At 66.4% G+C, this 17,250-nt stretch carries 18 protein-coding genes; 6 read left to right on the top strand and 12 right to left on the bottom strand.

Going from position 1 to position 17,250, the window contains the following annotated elements; genetic code table 11:
* Nucleotides 1–256: 256 nt before the first annotated feature.
* The 10 genes from BBX35_RS11925 to BBX35_RS11880 form a co-directional block, all read right to left on the bottom strand.
* Nucleotides 257–1,201 carry a Pnap_2097 family protein gene (locus BBX35_RS11925; protein ID WP_141687855.1) on the bottom strand — a complete coding sequence of 315 codons (945 nt, stop codon included), beginning with the start codon at nt 1,199–1,201 and terminating at the stop codon, nt 257–259.
* A 51-nt stretch (nt 1,202–1,252) separates the two neighbouring features.
* Entirely contained in the window at nt 1,253–2,062 is an 810-nt protein-coding gene (locus tag BBX35_RS11920) for a class II aldolase/adducin family protein (protein WP_083206246.1), read from the bottom strand.
* A 71-nt stretch (nt 2,063–2,133) separates the two neighbouring features.
* Nucleotides 2,134–3,159, bottom strand: coding sequence for a TauD/TfdA family dioxygenase (locus tag BBX35_RS11915; RefSeq protein ID WP_067220275.1), 1,026 nt, complete (start codon nt 3,157–3,159; stop codon nt 2,134–2,136).
* Nucleotides 3,160–3,198: 39 nt separating this feature from the next.
* A complete protein-coding gene (locus BBX35_RS11910) occupies nt 3,199–3,624 on the bottom strand; it encodes a PaaI family thioesterase (protein WP_067220273.1) in 426 nt (141 codons plus the stop codon).
* Nucleotides 3,625–3,698: 74 nt separating this feature from the next.
* On the bottom strand, nt 3,699–5,498 hold the full coding sequence (locus tag BBX35_RS11905) for a fatty acyl-AMP ligase (RefSeq protein WP_067220271.1): 1,800 nt from the start codon (nt 5,496–5,498) through the stop codon (nt 3,699–3,701).
* Nucleotides 5,474–6,304 (bottom strand): thioesterase II family protein, encoded by an 831-nt coding sequence (locus BBX35_RS11900; RefSeq protein WP_067220268.1) that lies wholly within the window; start codon nt 6,302–6,304, stop codon nt 5,474–5,476. Before BBX35_RS11900 ends, BBX35_RS11905 begins: the two co-directional genes overlap by 25 nt.
* The gene (locus tag BBX35_RS11895) at nt 6,301–7,593 is read right to left on the bottom strand and encodes a cytochrome P450 (protein WP_083206245.1); all 1,293 of its coding nucleotides are present in this window, start codon (nt 7,591–7,593) and stop codon (nt 6,301–6,303) included. The genes BBX35_RS11900 and BBX35_RS11895 overlap by 4 nt, the downstream gene beginning before the upstream one ends.
* Nucleotides 7,594–7,711: 118 nt before the next feature.
* The gene (locus tag BBX35_RS11890) at nt 7,712–8,599 is read right to left on the bottom strand and encodes an SAM-dependent methyltransferase (protein WP_067220263.1); all 888 of its coding nucleotides are present in this window, start codon (nt 8,597–8,599) and stop codon (nt 7,712–7,714) included.
* A gap of 11 nt (nt 8,600–8,610) precedes the next feature.
* On the bottom strand, nt 8,611–8,898 hold the full coding sequence (locus BBX35_RS11885) for an acyl carrier protein (RefSeq protein WP_067220260.1): 288 nt from the start codon (nt 8,896–8,898) through the stop codon (nt 8,611–8,613).
* A gap of 33 nt (nt 8,899–8,931) precedes the next feature.
* Complete coding sequence (locus BBX35_RS11880; protein WP_244271623.1) at nt 8,932–9,909, bottom strand: acyl-CoA desaturase; 978 nt, start codon at nt 9,907–9,909, stop codon at nt 8,932–8,934.
* 469 nt (nt 9,910–10,378) lie between these two features.
* On the opposite strand from BBX35_RS11880, the gene BBX35_RS11875 reads away from it, so the two are divergent.
* Nucleotides 10,379–11,032 (top strand): LysE family translocator, encoded by a 654-nt coding sequence (locus BBX35_RS11875; protein ID WP_083206244.1) that lies wholly within the window; start codon nt 10,379–10,381, stop codon nt 11,030–11,032.
* A gap of 80 nt (nt 11,033–11,112) precedes the next feature.
* Here BBX35_RS11875 and BBX35_RS11870 read toward each other — a convergent pair whose 3' ends face one another.
* Complete coding sequence (locus BBX35_RS11870) at nt 11,113–11,727, bottom strand: glutathione S-transferase (protein WP_067220255.1); 615 nt, start codon at nt 11,725–11,727, stop codon at nt 11,113–11,115.
* Between the two features lie 20 nt (nt 11,728–11,747).
* Nucleotides 11,748–12,491 (bottom strand): GntR family transcriptional regulator, encoded by a 744-nt coding sequence (locus BBX35_RS11865; RefSeq protein WP_067220253.1) that lies wholly within the window; start codon nt 12,489–12,491, stop codon nt 11,748–11,750.
* A 141-nt stretch (nt 12,492–12,632) separates the two neighbouring features.
* On the opposite strand from BBX35_RS11865, the gene BBX35_RS11860 reads away from it, so the two are divergent.
* The 5 genes from BBX35_RS11860 to BBX35_RS11840 all read left to right on the top strand — a co-directional run bounded on the left by BBX35_RS11860 (nt 12,633) and on the right by BBX35_RS11840 (nt 17,241).
* Nucleotides 12,633–13,391: an SDR family NAD(P)-dependent oxidoreductase gene (locus tag BBX35_RS11860; protein ID WP_067220251.1), complete on the top strand. Its 759-nt coding sequence runs from the start codon at nt 12,633–12,635 to the stop codon at nt 13,389–13,391.
* Nucleotides 13,392–13,393: 2 nt separating this feature from the next.
* Nucleotides 13,394–13,918: a TRAP transporter small permease subunit gene (locus tag BBX35_RS11855; RefSeq protein WP_088946094.1), complete on the top strand. Its 525-nt coding sequence runs from the start codon at nt 13,394–13,396 to the stop codon at nt 13,916–13,918.
* 10 nt (nt 13,919–13,928) lie between these two features.
* Nucleotides 13,929–15,233 carry a TRAP transporter large permease gene (locus BBX35_RS11850; protein ID WP_067220246.1) on the top strand — a complete coding sequence of 435 codons (1,305 nt, stop codon included), beginning with the start codon at nt 13,929–13,931 and terminating at the stop codon, nt 15,231–15,233.
* A 69-nt stretch (nt 15,234–15,302) separates the two neighbouring features.
* On the top strand, nt 15,303–16,424 hold the full coding sequence (locus BBX35_RS11845) for a C4-dicarboxylate TRAP transporter substrate-binding protein (protein WP_067220245.1): 1,122 nt from the start codon (nt 15,303–15,305) through the stop codon (nt 16,422–16,424).
* 82 nt (nt 16,425–16,506) lie between these two features.
* Nucleotides 16,507–17,241, top strand: coding sequence for an SDR family NAD(P)-dependent oxidoreductase (locus BBX35_RS11840; protein ID WP_067220242.1), 735 nt, complete (start codon nt 16,507–16,509; stop codon nt 17,239–17,241).
* Nucleotides 17,242–17,250 lie beyond the last annotated feature (9 nt).

Here is a 17,250-nt window from a genome sequence, read left to right as displayed (position 1 = left end):
CCGGACATCATTTCGGTCTCGTGGCGCCCTGAACGGATTTTTTCTTGAAAATATTTGAGATTACAGATGTTCCGCGTACTTGCAGGATCTGAAGAGGGGTATCACGACAACGTGGCGATGTAAAATATCCGCACCACCAACCGCTCTCTGCACTCCGTATTTCAGGATGTGCAACCTGTGGACGGGCGACCTTGCACCGGGCGCGCCGCGCCCGTCCCCGGCGCCACCAGGCTTGCCCCCATGCGCCGAGAAGGGCTCAACAGTCCGGCCGATCGGCGCAGCCGACTTCTTGGCCGACGGCCACGCGCCGCGAGCCGGCGACCTCGACGCGGCTGCGCACGCTCAGGACATCGGCCATGTGCTTGCCGTCGGTTGCCCGGGTCACCCGGCAGCGGTGCCGCCACAGCAGGTCGTCGCGCTCGAAATCGACGAGCTCGATGGAGATCGCCTCGCCCGGATCGATGTTGGCGTGATAGGCGACGCTGCGCCAGCGGGTGATGGCGTTGCGCGCGAAGTCCGGATCGACGTTCCACTCCGCCCGGTCGACGAAGGCCGGAACATTGGCGAAGTAGAGAAAGCCCGCACCGTTGAAGTCCTGCGAGGGACAGGGGAAGAACAGTTGCGGCCGGTGATCGGCGGCGACGATCGCCCCCTCGTCCCAGGTCCACACGGTGCCGTCGACGCCGCCATTTGCCAGATCCGGCTTGCTGGCCTCGGAGACCGGCGGCAGGCCCTGGATCTCGACGCGCACGACCGAGCGGTTCGACGTCTGGCCGTTGCGGTGCACGAAGACCGAGACCATGCGCACCACACCGAGCAGGGCACCGCCGATGCTGAGCCGATGCTCGCTCTGCACCTGGGTGCGCGACAGGCGGAACAGGCTGGAGCGGATCACCAGCGTGTCGTTTTCCTTGGCCAGATCGAAGCGCGCGCCCTCGATCCGCACGGAGCGGAACGCGGCATAGACTGTGTGTCCCGCCTCGTCGTAGAAATCGGGAAAGTCGTACTCGGCCATGCGCGCGAGCTGGATCCAGTGGCGATGGCCGAGTTCCTTCAGCAGCCACGCCTCCGACAGCCCGCTGAAGGCGAGATGCGGCATGCCGAGGTGGACGCGGTGGGTGCTCGCCCAGCCTGTCGCCCGATCCCGGTGGGACGGCACCCCCGACTGGGGCCGGGGCCGGTTTCTCTCTTGCAGTGTCACGGGACAAGATCCTCCGCGATTTCGGGGTCGGCAGGCCGGGCTGACGGCCGGCTACTCCAGCCGGTCGGTTGCGGTGTCCCGGGCCCAGAGCGGGCCGCGGTCGCGCCGCACCTTGCGCACCATCGCGTCGAAGAGCTTGGCGGCGAAGGCATCGCCCGCGACCAGCTCTTCGGCCGCCGCTGCGCTGCGGAGCCGCACCTCGTCGGTGAGCGGGGTATTGGCACCGGGCAGCATGCCGGCCTGGCACTGGATCTCGGCTGCGCGCTGCGCGTTGTAGAGCAGCCAGAAAGTGCGCGGCACATCGCGCTCGCCGACCGCAATGCCGTGGTTGCGCAGCACCAGCACGTTCTTGTCGCCAAGGCTGGCGACCATGCGCGGACGCTCGTCGGCGAAGACCGTCACACCCTCGAAGGCGTGATAGCCGACGCGGCCGAAGAGCTGCGCCCCATAGAAGTCGTCATAGGTGAAGCCGCCTTCCTTCAGCGCGATGGCGGAAATCGGCGTCGTGTGCGTATGGGCGATGCAGTGGATGTCGTCGCGCGCCTCGTGGATCGCGCCGTGCAGGGCAAAGCCCGTCCGGTTGGCCGGATAGTCCGACGGCTCGACGAGATTGCCCTCGACATCGACCTTCACCAGGTTGTCCGGCGTGATCTCCTCGTAATGCAGCCCGAACGGATTGACGAGGTAGTGGCGGTCCGGGCCCGGCACGCGCAGCGAGATATGGTTGAAGATCATCTCGGTCCAGCCGAGATAGGCAACGAGATGGTAGAACTCGGCAAGCTGGACGCGCATGCGCCGCTCTTCGGCGGCCATCTCGTCCCGTGCCTCGCCGGACTTCGTGCTGGAAACCGTCTTGAGCATGGCTGTCTCCCGTTCGGATGGGCGATGGGGACCCGGGCCGGCGGTCAAGGCCGCGGTCCCGGGCTCTCGTGTCAGTGGGCGTGCTGGATCAGCGCGGTCAGGACGCTGCGGTCGCCGGAGAAGCGCTTGCGGCCGTGAGCGACAAGGATGTTGTCGAGGACGAGCACGTCGCCCTTCTGCCACTGCACCGGCTTCTCGTTCTCCAGCAGCACGTCGTAGATGTGCAGCACGTCTTCGGCCGCGATCTCCGTGCCGTCGCCGTAGCGCATGTGGTCGAGAAGCTGCGGCGCCTCCTCGAGCGCGCGAGCCAGCCGGTCGGCGGCCTCGGTGCGGCCATCGAGCCGCGCCCATTTCAGCGCGGAGACCGGCGAGAAGATGTGGACCTGGTTGAACCAGACATCGTCGCCGGAGCGCGGGTGCTGCCGGGTGGTCGGACGGACTTCCTGCCAGAGCTGCATCGACCCGTCGTCCAGCCACTCGAAGCGCCAGCCGGACTTGGCGGCGACCTTTTCGGCCTCCTCGCGCCGGTCGGTCGCGAACACCTCGTGCCAGGTCTTGGGCACGCCCGGACGGGACGCGACCTTCTCCGGCAGCGGCAGGTTGCGGCAGAGCTGGACGCCGCCATGGGTCTCGAAGCGCTCGCGGACCTTGGGGTCGATGGCCCGGGTGATCGCGCGCATGTCGCCGATGGTCGTCTGCCCGCCCTCGGAAGGCGGACGCTCGCAGAAGAAGGAGATGCGGTCGGGCGAATTGTCCGTGTAGGACATCTCCTGATGCAGCGGGATCGAGTAGGAGCCCGGAATCTCGGTCGCGGTCATGATGCGGCCGTTGACGACCTTGCGCGGCGAGGTGCCGCCGACATAGTCCATCAGGTCGGGCGCGACCACGTCGAGCACCTTCTGATAGTCGTGCGAGGTGTGCACGCAATCGAACCCGCGCAGCAGGATGCCGCCGTTCTCGTCGAGCTGCGCGGAAATCCGGTCCTTGGACTCGGCAAGATAGGCGGCGAGCTCGTCGAGGCTGAAACGGGCGCCGTCGCGCGGCGACCAGACCACGATCGGAACGTCGGGACCGAGAGTGCTTTCAACGTGCTGCATGACGCGAACTCCTGGTTGGGGGGGGGCGGAAGGTCGGCCTTACGGCTTGACCTGGAAGATCGTGGCGAGCGCCGTCGCCACCAGCTTCTTGCGCGTGCCCGACAGGGCATAGACATCGGCGCGGCAGACCGCGTGGCGACCGCCGTAGTTGAGCACCTGGCCGTGGCCGACCAGCGTCTGGCCGACGGCGGGCGCGAACATGTTGAGCTTGTATTCGGAGGTGACGACATCGCCGGCGACGGAGGCGGCCGCCCAAGCGCAGGCGCTGTCGGCCAGAAACCCGATGATGGCGCCATGGCCGAAGCCGTGATGCTGGGTCAGCTCGCGGCGCATCGGGATGCTGATTTCCACCTCGCCGTAGCGATAGGTATCGAGGCTCGCCCCGACCCAGACCGCAAACGGCGTCTTGCCGATCACCGCTCCAATCTCGTCGCGCGAGAGAACCGGCAGTTTTTCCTCGGACATGGACCTGTCTTCACCTCGTCACGTCTGCAAAATCCGCGGACCGGGCGGGCCTTGCCGGCCCGGTCCGCATTCGGTCAGTCGTCGCCGCTTGCCGCCTTTGCCGGTTCGGCCTCGGCAGCCTGGGACGGCCGGCGGGCAAGGATCGCGAGCGTCTCGTCTAGGTAGCGCTTGCGGGTCTCGGCCCGGCGGATCTTGCCGCTCGAGGTCTTGGGGATGGAGCCCGGCTCCAGCAGGATGATCTTGTGGAAGGTGACATCGGCCTCACGCAGGATCTCCTGGCGGATCGCCCGGGTCGCCGCGTCGATATCGATCGACTGGCGGTTGCCGATCCGCACTTCCTGGGCCAGCACCAGCGTCTGGATGCCGCTGTCGGGATCTTCGACCGCGAAGGCGGCGCCGGAATTGTTCTTCAGCCCCGGCCAGGCACGCTCCGCCACATACTCGATGTCCTGCGGATAGACGTTGTGGCCGCGGACGATGATCAGGTCCTTGTGGCGGCCGGTGACATAGAGCTCGCCCTCCAGCACGAAGCCGAGGTCGCCGGTGCGAAGGTAGCGCTCGCCGGCTTCCTCGCCCGTGATGCGGGCGTGGAAGGTGCGCTGCGAGACTTCCTCATTGTCGAAATATCCGAGCGGCACATGCGGGCCGGCCACCCAGATCTCGCCGATCTCGCCATCGGGCATGGCGTCGAAGGTCTCCGGATCGACGATGCGCAGCGTCTCGTCGCGCAGGGCGCGGCCGCAACCGATCGCCTGCGTCTCGTCCTTCTCGTCGGCGGGTGCGACGGCCGCGCCCCGCGCAAGGCCAACGCGGCTGACCGGGCGCAGGATCGGCACCTCGCTCCGGCTGCCGCCGGTGATCAGGAGCGTCGCCTCCGCCATGCCGAAGCAGGGGTAGAAAGTCTGCGGGCGGAAGCCGATGCCGGCAAAGGCCTCGGTGAAGCGCTGCAGGGTGCCGGCGCGCACCGGCTCGGCGCTGTTGAACGCGAGCTTCCACGACGACAGGTCGAGGCCGGCATCGACGATCAGGTCGCGGCGCTCAATGCACAGGTCGTAGGCGTAGTTCGGCCCGCCGCTGACCACCGCGCGATAATCGCTGATCGCCTTCGGCCACAGCCAAGGCCGGTGGGCGAAGAGGTTGGGGGACATCAGGATGCAGAACGTACCGAGATAGAACGGCTCCAGCACGTTCGCGATCAACCCCATGTCGTGATAGAGCGGCGCCCAGCCGACATAGGTCGGATTGTCGTCGTTGCCGAAGGCCTCGGCCATCATCTCCAGGTTGGCGGCCAGATTGGCATGGCTGACCATCACGCCGCGCGGCACCGAGGTAGAGCCGGACGTGTACTGGATGAAGGCGAGCTCGTGCGGCAGCGCCTCGTGCGGATCGGCGGTCGGTGCGGGCCCGCCTTCGTCGAGATCGATGGCGATGAAGGTGGCGTTGCGGTAGCTGGGCAGCGGGCTCAGCTGGGCATGGACCAGCGAGGCCTGGTCGAGATTGCTGAAGACGACGGAGGCCGCTGCATTCTCGGCGATGGCATGCACCGTGTTGCGCAGGCGCGCGCCCTTCAGCGGCACCATCGGCACCGGCACCACACCGGCGAAATGGCAGGCGAAGAAGGCGACCACGAAGGCAAGGCCGGTCGGGAACATCAGGATCGCCCGGTCGCCGGGGCGCGTGTGCTGCCGCAGACGCTGGCCGTAGATGCGCGCCAGCCGGTGCAGCTCGGCATAGGTGAGCGCCTCCTGCTCGACATTCTCCGGGCCGAGATAGAGGAAGGCCCGGTCGTCGGGCCGCGCGGCCGCATAGGTGTCGAGGAGGCCCCACAGGGTGGGAACGCCGACGCTGCTCAGATCCCGGTTCTTGTCGAGCATGTTCTCTCCTCCGGAAAGCTTGTGGGGCGGGCGGACATGCCCGCAGGTTCGAAATCGGCCCAGCGGGCCAGGGTCCCGACGAGGATCGTCTCCAGGCGGCGCGTGCCCTCTGCATCGAAGAAATGCGCGCCCGGCAGCTCGCCGCAGGTGAAACTGCCGGTGGTGTGGGCCGACCACTCGATGAGCTCGCGCAGCGACATGATCGGGTCGTCGGAGCCCTTCACCGCCAGCATCGGACAGTCCAGCGGCGGCTGCCCGGCGTAGCGATAGATGTCGGACAGCTGCAGGTCGGCGCGGATGACGGGCAACACCTGGCGCAGCCAATCCTCCTTGCCCCGCATGTGCGCCGGCACGCCGCCGAGACGATGGAGCGCGGCGACCAGCTCGTCGTCGGGCAGGCTGAACAGCTCGCCATGGCTGAGCTCGCAGTGGGGCGCGCGCCGGCTGGCGACGACGAGACCGGCCGGCATCTCCTCGCCGATCAGCCGCAGGAAGCGGGTCAGCTCGAAGGCGATCAGTGCGCCGAGGCTATGGCCGTAGAAGACGAAAGGCCGCCTGGATCCGGCACGGGACGCCAGGAAGTTGCGGACGAGGCCGGGAACGAGCGCGCCCGCCCATTTCGGCAGGACGTTGCAGGTCTCCGCCGTTCGGCCGGGAAGCTGCACCCGGTGCAGCGCGACCTCGGCGGGAAACTTCGACTGCCAGGCCGCAAAGGAATGCCTGCTGCCACCGGCATGGTGGAAGACGTAGAGATCGACCGCCGCCCGCGACCGGTCGCTGGCAAAGATCTCCGCCTGCGCGCTCACGCCGTCCCCCGTTGACTGGAGAAGCGGATGTCGAGGCGCTCGGGGCCGCGCAGGATCAGGCTGTTCGCCTGCCAGCGGCGCTCGGGATCGACGCGCTCGAAGTCGCCGTAGCCGTTCAGCAGAACCTTGAGGAAGGCATCGCCCTGGACACGGGCGAGCAATGCGCCGAGGCAGGAGTGCATGCCGAAACCGAAGCCGATATGAGCGGTTCCCTTGCGGTCGAAGCGCAGCTCGTCGGGAGCCTCGAACACCTCGCCGTCGCGATTGGCCGAGCCGAGGCAGAGCAGGATCTGCTCGCCGGCGGAGATGTCGATGCCGCCGACGGTGCAATCCTCGACGGCAAGCCGCTTGGTGAACTGCAGCGGCGTCTCGTAGCGGGTGACTTCCTCGATTGCGGAGCGGATCGAGGCCGGATCGTCGCCCAGCGCCTCGAATTTCTCGCGGTGATCGAGGATGGCATCGACGAGATTGCCGATGAGGCACTGGGTCGTCTCGGTGCCGGCGACGAAGGACATCACGCAGGCGAAGGCGATCTCCTCCTCCGTCAGGCCGGCGCCGTCCACCTGCGCCTCGCACAGGCGAGCGATGATGGTGTCCTTGCCCGACTTGCGGATGCGGGCCGCATGTTCGCCGAAATAGCCGGTCAGCTCGCGCATGCTGCTCGCCGCCTTCTGGAAGGCGGAGCGGTTCATCATGCCCGGGTCGAGCAGGTAGCGCACCGCGTGGACCTTCTCGGCGATGCCGGGCCGGGCCTCGTCATCCACCGCCATCCAGTCGCACAGGATGTCGATGGGCAGCGGCACGGCGATGTCCGCCATGATGTCGCAGCCGCCGCGGGCGGCATGGGTCGCGAGCAGGCGCTCGATCCGGTCGGTCAGCACCGGCAGGAGAGCGGTGATCGCCTCGTTGGAATAGGCCTGGTTGACCAGCCGGCGCAGGCGCATGTGCTCCGGATTGTCGGTGAAGACGATGGAGGTCTGCAGGAAACGCAGCATCTGGCCGTAGTCCTCGAACCGCAGGCGGGCGGCCTGCTTGACCACGGTGTCGGGGATCAGGCGGACGCTGAACTTGCGACTGCGCATGACGGCGAGCACGTCCTCGTAGCGCGACAGGATGAGCGTGCCCTTGGTGCGCAGGATCGGAGCATCGCGGCGCAGGCGCGCATAGACCGGATAGGGATCGGCACGGAAGGCCGGGTCGAGCGGGTTGAAGACGATGTCCTGGCCGGCCGGCACGCGGGCAGAGGCGCTGCCTGCACGGGGTTCTGCTGCTGGGGCGGTGACGGTCATGGCACGGTTCCCTGTTGCTGGACGCGGGCAAGACGGGGTCGCCCGGCGGCACGGCTGGCGCCGCCGGTGGTGTTCGACGCGGGCTGCGGGCCGGCGAAACAGGCCGGCCCGGCTCCACTCACATCCTCGAGGTTTCGGAAACCGGACGGTCGGTCGGACGCAGCGAGATGCGCAGCAGGCCGATCTTGCCCGTGTAGAAGCCGATGGAGGTCTGCTTGAGGTAGCGCTCGTAGCGCTCGGTGACGGTCTCGCCGACCAACTTCACCGCCTCGTCGCGCCGCCGGCGCAGGTTGCGCGCCCACGCATCGTAGGTGCGGGCGTAGTGCAGGCGGTGGTTGACCAGATAGGTCACCTCCATCACCCCGTCCGCCGCCGCGGCGATCTCGTCCAGCCGCGGCAGGTCGGCGGCCGGGAAGATCTCCTCGTTGATGAACTGGCTGGCTTCCTCGTTGCGCATGGTGCCGTAGACGAAGGTCTGCAGCGACATGCGCCCGCCGGGCGTCAGCCACTTGGAACAGGTGGCGAAGAAGTCGCGATAGGTCTCGATCTTCACCTCGCGGCTGTCCTCGGGCTTGGCGAAATGCTCGAAGGCGCCGACCGAGATGATGCTGTCATAGGGCCGGTCGGGCTTGTGCTGGGTCCAGCTCTCGAGGCGCACCTCGATCTGCGGGATGCCGAAGCTGCGCACATTGTCCGCCTGGTCCTCGCTCAGCGTCAGGCCGACGATCCGCTTCAGGCCGGAATAGCTGCTGGCCTTGCGCACCAGCGCGCCCCAGCCGCAGCCGACGTCGAGCAGGGATTCCGCCTTGTCCGCCCGGGCTTCGCGCAGGTGATGGTCGATCTTGCGCTGCTGGGCGGCGGCCAGCGTGTCGTCCTCGCCCTCCCACAGGGCGCTGGAGTAGGTGAGCGACTCGTCGAGCCACAGGCGGTAGAAGTCGCGGCTGACATCGTAGTGGTACTGGACCGCGGCCATCGAGCCGCCGTAGTCGGGCTGTTCCGTCTTCATGGTCTCTGCCCTCATCCTGCCGTCGCGTGCTGGCGCTCGGCCTCACGGGCGACGCCGGTGGCGATGTTGTCGAGCGTTTCCGCCTCAAACAGGATCGCCAGCGGAATCTCGACGCCGAGCCAGGTCTCCAGGTCCATCGCCAGCGCCGTGGTCAGGGCGGAGTCGAGGCCGAGGGAATCGAGGCCGTCGCTGCCCTTGATGGACGCCTGGTCCATTCCGAGTACGTTGGAGATGTAGGTCTTGAGCCAGGCAAATACGGCGGCCTCGTCGACCTTTTCCGCGATCTGAACGTGATCCATGGGAACTCCTCCTCTTCCTGCAAGTGCGTCGGGTCAGGCGCTGCGAATTTCCCGGCGCTCGATCTGCTCCTTCGTCGGGACCTTGATGTCCCAGGCCTGGCCGAAGAGAGCGAGCAAGCGGATGACCCAGTAACCGGGATCGATGCGGTACCAGGCGAGCCCGAAGGACGCGGAACCGGGGAAGGCGTGGTGGTTGTGGTGCCAGGACTCGCCGAAGATGAAGGGGGCGAGCCAGCTGATGTTGGTGCTCTGGTCGTCGGTGACGAAGCGGCGGCGACCGATCAGGTGGCACAGTGAGTTGAGCGCGAAGATGCCCTGCTCGACGATGAACATGCGCACCATGCCGCCCCACAGGAAGCCGGTCAGGGCCCCCATCCAGGACTGGCTCACCAGCCCGCCGATGACGGTCGGAATGAGCAGGCCGAGGATGATCCACGTGTAGTAGTGGCGATTCACCCAGATCATCACCCGGTCCTTGAGCAGGTCCGGCGCATAGTGCACGACATTGGGATAGGGATGCGCCACCATCCAGGTGAAGTGCGCATGGATGAAGCCCTTGATCTTCCCCGAAAAACCGCTGCCATGCAGGTTCGGCGAATGCAGGTCTCCTTCCTGGTCGCCCAGCTCGTGGTGGCGCCGGTGCATCGCCGTCCAGGAGATCACGCCGCCCTGCCCCGCCATCGAGCCGAAGATGCCGAGAGCGGCGCGAACGGGCGCCGACGCCTTGAAGCTGCGATGGGTGAAGAGGCGGTGGTAGCCGATCGAGATCCCGAGCCCGCTCAGCATCCAGAACACGAAGAACAACGTCAGGTCGACGGTCGTGATCGGGTGAAAGAACAGCAACACGATCGCACAGGCGGTGCCGAGGATCGGCAACACATCGAACAGGAAAAAGTGCATTCTCTGCATCTTGTGCAGGTGCGGACTGTCGATGACCTTCTGGCGCGGCTGCCCGGGCAGTTGCGCCTGCTGGAACATCTGATGAGCGATCTGGTCGCCTCTGTTGAGCATCACTCTTCCTCCAATCGCAGCCCGCAAGTCGCCGGAACGGACCGTCGGATGACCTGTGTACATGAAGTATTTCTCGCACAAATACATCGTATTCGAACGAAAAATAGCTATTTATCACTTGATCACGCTAACAGTGAGGATGTTTTTGCCGAAATTCTTTAAATATATCGAGTGAGTCACTTCAAATATGAAGACCATTACAAGAAAGTTGAAGAATGATTCCTTACGTAAATTTATCAATATTGTCATTATTTACGATATTGATTTCTTCTTTGTCGCGAAGAAGTGTTTCACGCGTCACGCGATGCAGCCTCCACCCCGCCACCGGACCCGGCCGAGAAACAAGCCGGCCACCAGGTCACGCGAGCAAGAGAAACCTTGCAATCCAAGCTTGCATCAACCGCTGGCAGCCCTGTAAAGCAGGCGCCGCGGAACGCCCCTCCCTCCCGCTTAAGAGCTCCGGCCGGCCATGACTTACGATGACGCGAACATGCTCTCGGCGTTTCTCATCTATATCGTCGGAGCGGCCAGCCCCGGGCTCGGCAACATGACGATCGCGACCACGGCGATCCGGCAGGGTCGCCCCTCGGGCTTTGCGGTAATGGCCGGGGTGATGGCCGCCGGGCAGACCTGGGCGCTGCTTGCGGCCTTCGGCCTGTCCTCGGTGCTGGTCGCCATGCCAACGGCGATGATGGCGGTGGGCGTGGCCGGCGGCGGTTATCTCGTATGGCTGGCCTGGAAGACCTTTCGCCAGTGGAAACCCTCGACGGGACCGACCCGGGATCAGGAGGCGGGGCAGAACGGCGCCCGGATCGGGCTCGCCGGCCATTTCCGGCGTGGTTTCCTGATCCAGATCCTCAATCCCAAGGCGAGCGTCGGCTGGATCCTCATCATCACGGCCGGAGTGCGGCCGGATTCGCCCTGGTATGCGCCGCTGGTGATCGTGCTCGGCTGCCTCGTCCTCGGCCTGTGCATCTTCTCGGCCTATGTGCTGCTGTTTTCCTCGCGCGTGCTGAACCGCGAGGAAGTCGCGAACTCGACCGGGTTCCGCTACGCGTTGGCGGCCGTCTACGGCCTGTCCGGCCTGTGGCTGATCGTCGACAGTCTGAAAGTCTCGGCCTGACACCACGAAAAAGGCGCGGACCCTTTCCGGATCCGCGCCCCTGATCGATGAGAGCCGGCGGTGTGCCAGCGCCTGTGGGCTCAGCCCTTCGGCATCGTCGCCTGCATGGATGGGCGCTCGGAGACGGTCTTGAACCACGCCGCAAGGCCCGGATGGGCGCTGCGCCAATCCTTGTCGGGGAAACGGAAGTCGAGATAGCCGAGGGTGCAGGCCGCCGCGATCGACCCCATCGACAGCGGTCCCTGCAGGTGCGACAGCCAGGTCGTCTCCAGCGCATCGAGGCCGCTGTCGATCTTCTCCATCTGGCCGCGATGCCAGTCGGCCCAGTAGAGCGCTTCGGGCCGCATGATCTTCTCGTAGCGGGCGAGCAACGCCGCATCGAGGATCGAATCGGCCAGCGCCTCCAGCGTCATGACGGCAAAGCGCTCGTTGCCCTCGGTCGGCACCAGCACCGGCGAGGCGGCCTGCGCATCCACGTAGGCGCAAATCACGCGGCTGTCGTAGATCGCGGACCCGTCGTCCAGCAGCATGGTCGGCACCTTGCCGGACGGGTTGCTGGCGACGATGGTCTTGTCGCGGTTGACCGGGTTGGCCGCCGAGCCGAGCAGTTCGATCCGGTCCACGACGCCCTTCTCGTGGGCAACGACCATGACCTTGCGCACATAGGGCGAGGCGGGGGAGAAATAGAGCTTCATCAACACTCTCCAGTAGGGTTTCAGAAATGTCCGGCCTGTGCCTGGCTCGCCTGGCGCAGCGCGGCTTCCGGGTCGGCCTCCAGCCGGTCGGCAAGGAGCTGGCCGGCGAATATGACATGTTCGCTCATCAGGTTCTGCGCCCGCGTACCGTCCCTGTCGCCCAGCGCCTTGAGAATACGGCGGTGGTCGTCGTGGGAGCGGTGGATGACCTCGAAATCGTCCCAGAGGATCACGCGGTCGGAAACGAGCGGCACGTTGTGAGACTGATGGACGAAGCGGCCGATCCAGCGGTTGCCGGCCGCGCCGATGATGGTCTCGTGGAACTCCACGTTCATGCGCCGGTAGGACGGCAGCTGATCGGGATCGAGCCGCCCGACGGACAGGATCGCGTCGCCCTCGTCGACCAGCGCCTCCATGCGGGCGAGCTGCGCCTTGTTCAGCCCCGCCTCCGCCGCCAGCCGGCAGGCAAGCCCTTCCAGGTTCGCGCGGACAGTGAAGGCCTGGCGAATGTCGGCGACCAGGAAACGGCGGATGCGATAGCCGCGATTGGGTTCGTAGTCGATCAGCCCGTCCTGGGCGAGCCGGGCCAGCGCGGTGCGCAGGGGCGTGCGTGAAACGCCAAGGATTTCCGCGAGCTGGTCCTGATGCAGCCGTTCGCCGGGCGCGAAGCGGCCTTCCAGGATCATCTCGCGAATGGCGGTCGCCGCTGCATCCGCGCTGGTGACGTCGGCTGTCGGTGCCGGAGCCTGATCGAGTGGTGTCATGGATCCAAAATGACCTGTTTCACGCGACGTGACAAGCGGGACCTCCCAGGAATTTATCCAAAACAATCAAAAACCGGCTGAAACTAGATTGACAGTCGCGATAATGTATCCAATCCTGAGGCGAAATAAGGGAGGGTACGGATGGCGCTCACAGCGTTCGTCACCGGCGCGGCAGGCGGTATAGGCCGCGCTGTCGCCAAGCGGCTCGCCGCAGACGGTTTCTCGATCATTGCCACCGACATGGATGCCGACCGGGCGCACGAGCTTGTCGCCTCGTTGCCGGGCACCGGCCATGTCGGGCTCGCGCTCGACGTCAGCAGCGAAGAGGCGGTGATCGCCTCTCTTCGCGAGGTCGAAGCGGACATCGCACCGGTCAACGTGCTGGTGGCCGCCGCCGGCATCCTGATCCTCGACGAGAACGGCCAGCGCCGCCCCCTCACCGAGACCAGCTTCGAGGAGTGGGACAAGACGCAGACGATCAACAGCACCGGCACGTTCCTGCTGCTGCGCGAATATCTGCGCCACCGCACCCGTGCCCCGCTGGATCACGCGCGCTTCGTCGGCTTTTCCTCCGTCGCGGCACAGCTCGGCGGCTACCGCTCCAGCTCGGCCTATATCGCCAGCAAGAGCGCGATCCTCGGCCTCATCAAGGCCGGTGCCCGCGAGGCGGCGCCCCTCGGCGTCACCGTCAACGCGGTCGCTCCCGGCCTGATCGACGCGCCGATGCTGCGCCTGTCGCTCGATCCTTCCCAGGACGCTGAGATTTCCCGCAACATCCCGATGGGCCGGATCGGCACGCCGGAGGATGTGGCCGGAGCCGTCTCCTATCTCGCCGGTCCGGACGGTGCCTATGTGACCGGCGCCACGCTGGACATCAACGGCGGCTACCGGATGCAATGACCATGCTGGAGCGCGCCCTCAACCAGATCGCAGCCCTGCTCGCCGGGCTCGCAGCCCTCGCCCTGCTGGCGATGATGCTGCACGTGACGGCGGACGTCGCGGGCAAGTACTTCCTCAACGCCCCGATCCCGGGCACCGCCGAGGTCGTGGCCAGCTACTACATGATCTCGGTCGTGTTCCTGCCGCTGGCCTGGCTGGAGGTGAAGAACGGCCCGATCGTCGTGGAGCTGTTCTTCGACATGGCCAACCCCACGGCGCGGCGCGTGATGCTGCTGCTCGGCACGCTGCTGTCGCTTGCCGTCTACGGGCTGATCGCCTGGCTTTCCTGGCAGCCGGCCATCTATGCCTGGGAAATCGGCGAGATCGTCGAAGGCGCATGGAAGGTCGTCGTCTGGCCGACCAAGTTCCTGCTGCCGCTCGGCCTCGGCCTTGCGTGCCTTGCCCAGTTCACCCGCCTCGTGCTGATCCTCTCCGGCCGCGATGTCCTGCCGGCGGAAGACCAGCCCCAGCACGCAGATCCAGTCTGAGGCCCCGATCATGGACCGTCTCGAAATCGGTTTCGTCGGCATCGTCCTGACGCTCGTCCTCATCGGCCTGCGCGTTCCCATCGGCGTTGCCATGGGCGCGGTCGCCATCGGCGGCATCTTCGCCATGCTCGGTGCCATGCCGGCCATCGGCATCGTCAAGGCCGTGCCTTACGAGCTCGTCGGCGACTGGAACCTGTCGGCCGTGCCGATGTTCCTGCTGATGGGCTACATCGCCTCGGGCGCCGGGCTCACCAAGGGCCTGTTCGCCGCGGCCCGCGTGTTCCTCAACCGGGTGCCGGGCGGTCTCGCCTCCGCGACCGTCGCCTCCAGCGCGCTGTTCGCCTCGGCCAGCGGGTCGAGCGTCGCAACCGCCGCCGCCTTCTCGCGCATCGCCATCCCGGAAATGCTGAAGGCCGGCTATGCTCCCTCGCTCGCGGCCGGTTCGGTCGCGGCCGCCGGCACGCTGGGGTCGCTGATCCCGCCGAGCGTCCTGCTGATCGTCTTCGGCCTGATGATGGACGTGTCGATCAGCGAGCTGTTCATCGCCGGCCTCATCCCCGGCCTGCTGTCGGCCGTGATGTTCGTCGGCATGATCTCGCTGCGCACCATGCTCAATCCCCAGCTGGCGCCCAAGAGCGACGAGGTCTACAGCTGGGCGGAGAAGCTCGAGCTGATCAAGGACGTGTGGCCGCTGCCGGTGCTGATCGCCGGCGTGCTCGGCGGCATCTTCACCGGCATCTTCACGGCCACCGAGGCCGGCGCCATCGGCGCGTTCCTCGCCTGCATCATCGCCGCGGCCCGTCGCCAGCTCGATATCCGGGTGATGCGCTGCGCGCTGATCGACACCGCGCTCGGCACCGCCGCGATCTTCATCATCGTCGTCGGCGCGGCCCTGTTCGCCCGCTTCATCGCCCTGTCGACGGTGCCGGTCTGGGTCACCAACTTCTTCGACGGCTACAGCGCCCTGACCGTGATCCTGATGATCGGCGCGCTCTACCTGGTGCTCGGCTGCTTCCTGGAAAGCATCTCGATCATGCTGCTGACCCTGCCGGTGCTGGCGCCGATGCTGGCCCTGCTCGGCGTCGACCTGATCTGGTTCGGCATCCTGACGGTGAAGCTGCTGGAGATCGGCCTCGTCACGCCGCCGGTCGGGATGAACGTCTACGTCATCAGATCCAGTCTCGGCAGCACCATACCCCTCGGCCAGATCTTTGCCGGCGTCAGCTGGTTCATCTTGGCCGACTTCATCACGCTGGCCCTGCTGATCGCCTTCCCGGCCATCAGCCTGTGGCTGCCCGCAATCATGGCGAACTGACCCCCGAACACCTCGTTCGCCTGATCCGATCGGCGCCCGACAAGAAGCGCCGGAACATGGGAGGAAGACATGAAGAAACTGCTCGCCCTTGCGACCCTGACTGCCGGCCTGATGGGCTCGGCCGCCTATGCGGATGTGTACCAGGCCACCAACTGGATGGCGCCGGTCCACATCCTCAACGAGGAGACCTACCAGAAGTTCTCCAAGGACGTGGCCGCCGCGACCGACAGCGCCATCACCTTCGAGGTCTATTCCAGCGGCGCGCTGGTGCCGGCCAAGTCGACCATGCAGGCGATCCGCGACGGCGTCGCCCAGCTCGGCATCGTCTATCCGGGCTACACCCCGTCCGAGCTGCCGCTGAACAACGTGCTCAACGACCTCGTCTTCGTTTCCGACGACGATATCGCCTCGGCCTTCGCCTATACCGAAATGGGCATGACCAACGCGCGCATCGTCGGCGAGTGGAAGAAGAACGGCGGCATCTTCGCCGGCGGCTACTCGACCCCGGTCTACAACTTCATCTGCGTGAAGCCGATCCGCGCGGCGGCCGACGCCAAGGGCCTGAAGATCCGCACCGCCGGCGGCGCCCAGACTTCCTGGGTCGAGAACCTCGGCGGCGTTCCGGTGTCCGTGCCGATCGGCGACGTCTATTCCGGCCTCAGCCGCGGTTCCATCGACTGCACCATGTCGGACCCGACCAACCTCGACAAGGGCAACAAGTTCTGGGAAGTCGCCAAGTCCGTGACCACCCTGCCGATGGGCGTGGTGCTCGGCGCCAACTACGTGATCAACCCGGGCTTCTGGCAGGGGCTCGCCCCCGAACAGCGCCGCGTGCTGCTCGACAACATGGCCGTCGGCAACGCCCGTGCGCAGGTCGCCTATCACGTCGGCGTCGCCGCGGCGATGGAAGGCTCCAAGGAGCGCGGCCTCGAGATCATCGAGCCGTCCGAGGACCTGACCGCCAAGCTGAAGGAGTTCCAGACCAACTTCGTCGCAGGCCTGCCGAAGAAGTCCATGGACGACCGCAAGGTCGAGGATCCGACCGATCTCATCGAAGAGTTCCAGGCGCTTCAGACGAAGTGGAAGGGGCTGCTTGAAGGGGTCGACCGTACCGACGCTGATGCGCTGGCCAAGATCCTCCAGGAGAACCTGTACTCGAAGATCGACGAGAACAGCTTCGGCATGAACTGACGACGCAGCGGCGGGCGCCGGACCTCTCCCCACGGCGCCCGCTGCCTTTCTGCCTCCCCTTCGACCTGACGGATCATTGCCAATGACACAGAACCCCATCGCCATCGTGACCGGCGGCGGCGCGGGAATTGGCGCGGCCATTTCCCGTGTCCTCGCCGAGAACGGCCATCAGGTCATCGTCGCCGATCTTGCCGCGGACAACGCGGAAGCCGTTGCCTCCGCCATCCGCGCAAGCGGCGGCAGCGCCCGCGCCCATGCGCTCGACGTCACGGACGCGGCTGCCGTCGCCCGCCTTGCCGAGGAGGCCGGAGACGTACGCCTGCTCGTCAACAATGCCGGCATCTTCAACGTGAAGGGCTTCTTCGAGCTGGCACCCGACGATTTCCGGCGGATGTACGAGGTCAACCTCGTTGCCCTGTTCGACCTGTCGCAGAAGATCGCCGCGCGCATGCAGCCCGGCGGCGCCATCGTCAACATCGCCTCGCGGGCAATGCTCGGCGCGCGCCACTACGCCCATTACGTCGCCTCCAAGGCGGCCGTGGCGGGCCTGACCCGCGCCATGGCGCTGGATCTGGCCGAGCGCAAGATCCGCGTCAACGCGGTCGCCCCCGGCGTCATCGAGACCGACATGCTGAAGGCCCGCTCGGACACCGATCTGGACGGCCTTCGGGCGCAGCAGCCCATGGGCCAGCTCGGCGCGCCGGACGACATCGCCCATGCCGTCGCCTTTCTCGGCTCGCCGCAGGCCGGCTTCATCACGGGCCAGGTGCTGCTCGTCGACGGCGGCCGCTCGCTCGGCGGCACCACCGGCTTCTGACCATCCCCC

This window comes from Stappia indica (assembly GCF_001696535.1).
In the GTDB taxonomy this organism is placed as follows: domain Bacteria; phylum Pseudomonadota; class Alphaproteobacteria; order Rhizobiales; family Stappiaceae; genus Stappia; species Stappia indica.
The sequence above is the reverse complement of the archived record's forward strand: the minus strand, read 5'-3'. Positions and strand labels throughout refer to the sequence as shown.

What these genes read in the sequence shown, in the direction of transcription:
- BBX35_RS11915 (WP_067220275.1), bottom strand. Translation starts at nt 3,159, where the DNA reads ATGCAGCACGTTGAAAGCACTCTCGGTCCCGACGTTCCGATCGTGGTC.
- BBX35_RS11875 (WP_083206244.1), top strand. Translation starts at nt 10,379, where the DNA reads ATGACTTACGATGACGCGAACATGCTCTCGGCGTTTCTCATCTATATC.
- BBX35_RS11845 (WP_067220245.1), top strand. Translation starts at nt 15,303, where the DNA reads ATGAAGAAACTGCTCGCCCTTGCGACCCTGACTGCCGGCCTGATGGGC.
- BBX35_RS11860 (WP_067220251.1), top strand. Translation starts at nt 12,633, where the DNA reads ATGGCGCTCACAGCGTTCGTCACCGGCGCGGCAGGCGGTATAGGCCGC.
- BBX35_RS11910 (WP_067220273.1), bottom strand. Translation starts at nt 3,624, where the DNA reads ATGTCCGAGGAAAAACTGCCGGTTCTCTCGCGCGACGAGATTGGAGCG.
- BBX35_RS11890 (WP_067220263.1), bottom strand. Translation starts at nt 8,599, where the DNA reads ATGAAGACGGAACAGCCCGACTACGGCGGCTCGATGGCCGCGGTCCAG.
- BBX35_RS11905 (WP_067220271.1), bottom strand. Translation starts at nt 5,498, where the DNA reads ATGCTCGACAAGAACCGGGATCTGAGCAGCGTCGGCGTTCCCACCCTG.
- BBX35_RS11855 (WP_088946094.1), top strand. Translation starts at nt 13,394, where the DNA reads ATGCTGGAGCGCGCCCTCAACCAGATCGCAGCCCTGCTCGCCGGGCTC.
- BBX35_RS11850 (WP_067220246.1), top strand. Translation starts at nt 13,929, where the DNA reads ATGGACCGTCTCGAAATCGGTTTCGTCGGCATCGTCCTGACGCTCGTC.
- BBX35_RS11865 (WP_067220253.1), bottom strand. Translation starts at nt 12,491, where the DNA reads ATGACACCACTCGATCAGGCTCCGGCACCGACAGCCGACGTCACCAGC.
- BBX35_RS11920 (WP_083206246.1), bottom strand. Translation starts at nt 2,062, where the DNA reads ATGCTCAAGACGGTTTCCAGCACGAAGTCCGGCGAGGCACGGGACGAG.
- BBX35_RS11840 (WP_067220242.1), top strand. Translation starts at nt 16,507, where the DNA reads ATGACACAGAACCCCATCGCCATCGTGACCGGCGGCGGCGCGGGAATT.
- BBX35_RS11880 (WP_244271623.1), bottom strand. Translation starts at nt 9,909, where the DNA reads ATGCTCAACAGAGGCGACCAGATCGCTCATCAGATGTTCCAGCAGGCG.
- BBX35_RS11895 (WP_083206245.1), bottom strand. Translation starts at nt 7,593, where the DNA reads ATGACCGTCACCGCCCCAGCAGCAGAACCCCGTGCAGGCAGCGCCTCT.
- BBX35_RS11885 (WP_067220260.1), bottom strand. Translation starts at nt 8,898, where the DNA reads ATGGATCACGTTCAGATCGCGGAAAAGGTCGACGAGGCCGCCGTATTT.
- BBX35_RS11870 (WP_067220255.1), bottom strand. Translation starts at nt 11,727, where the DNA reads ATGAAGCTCTATTTCTCCCCCGCCTCGCCCTATGTGCGCAAGGTCATG.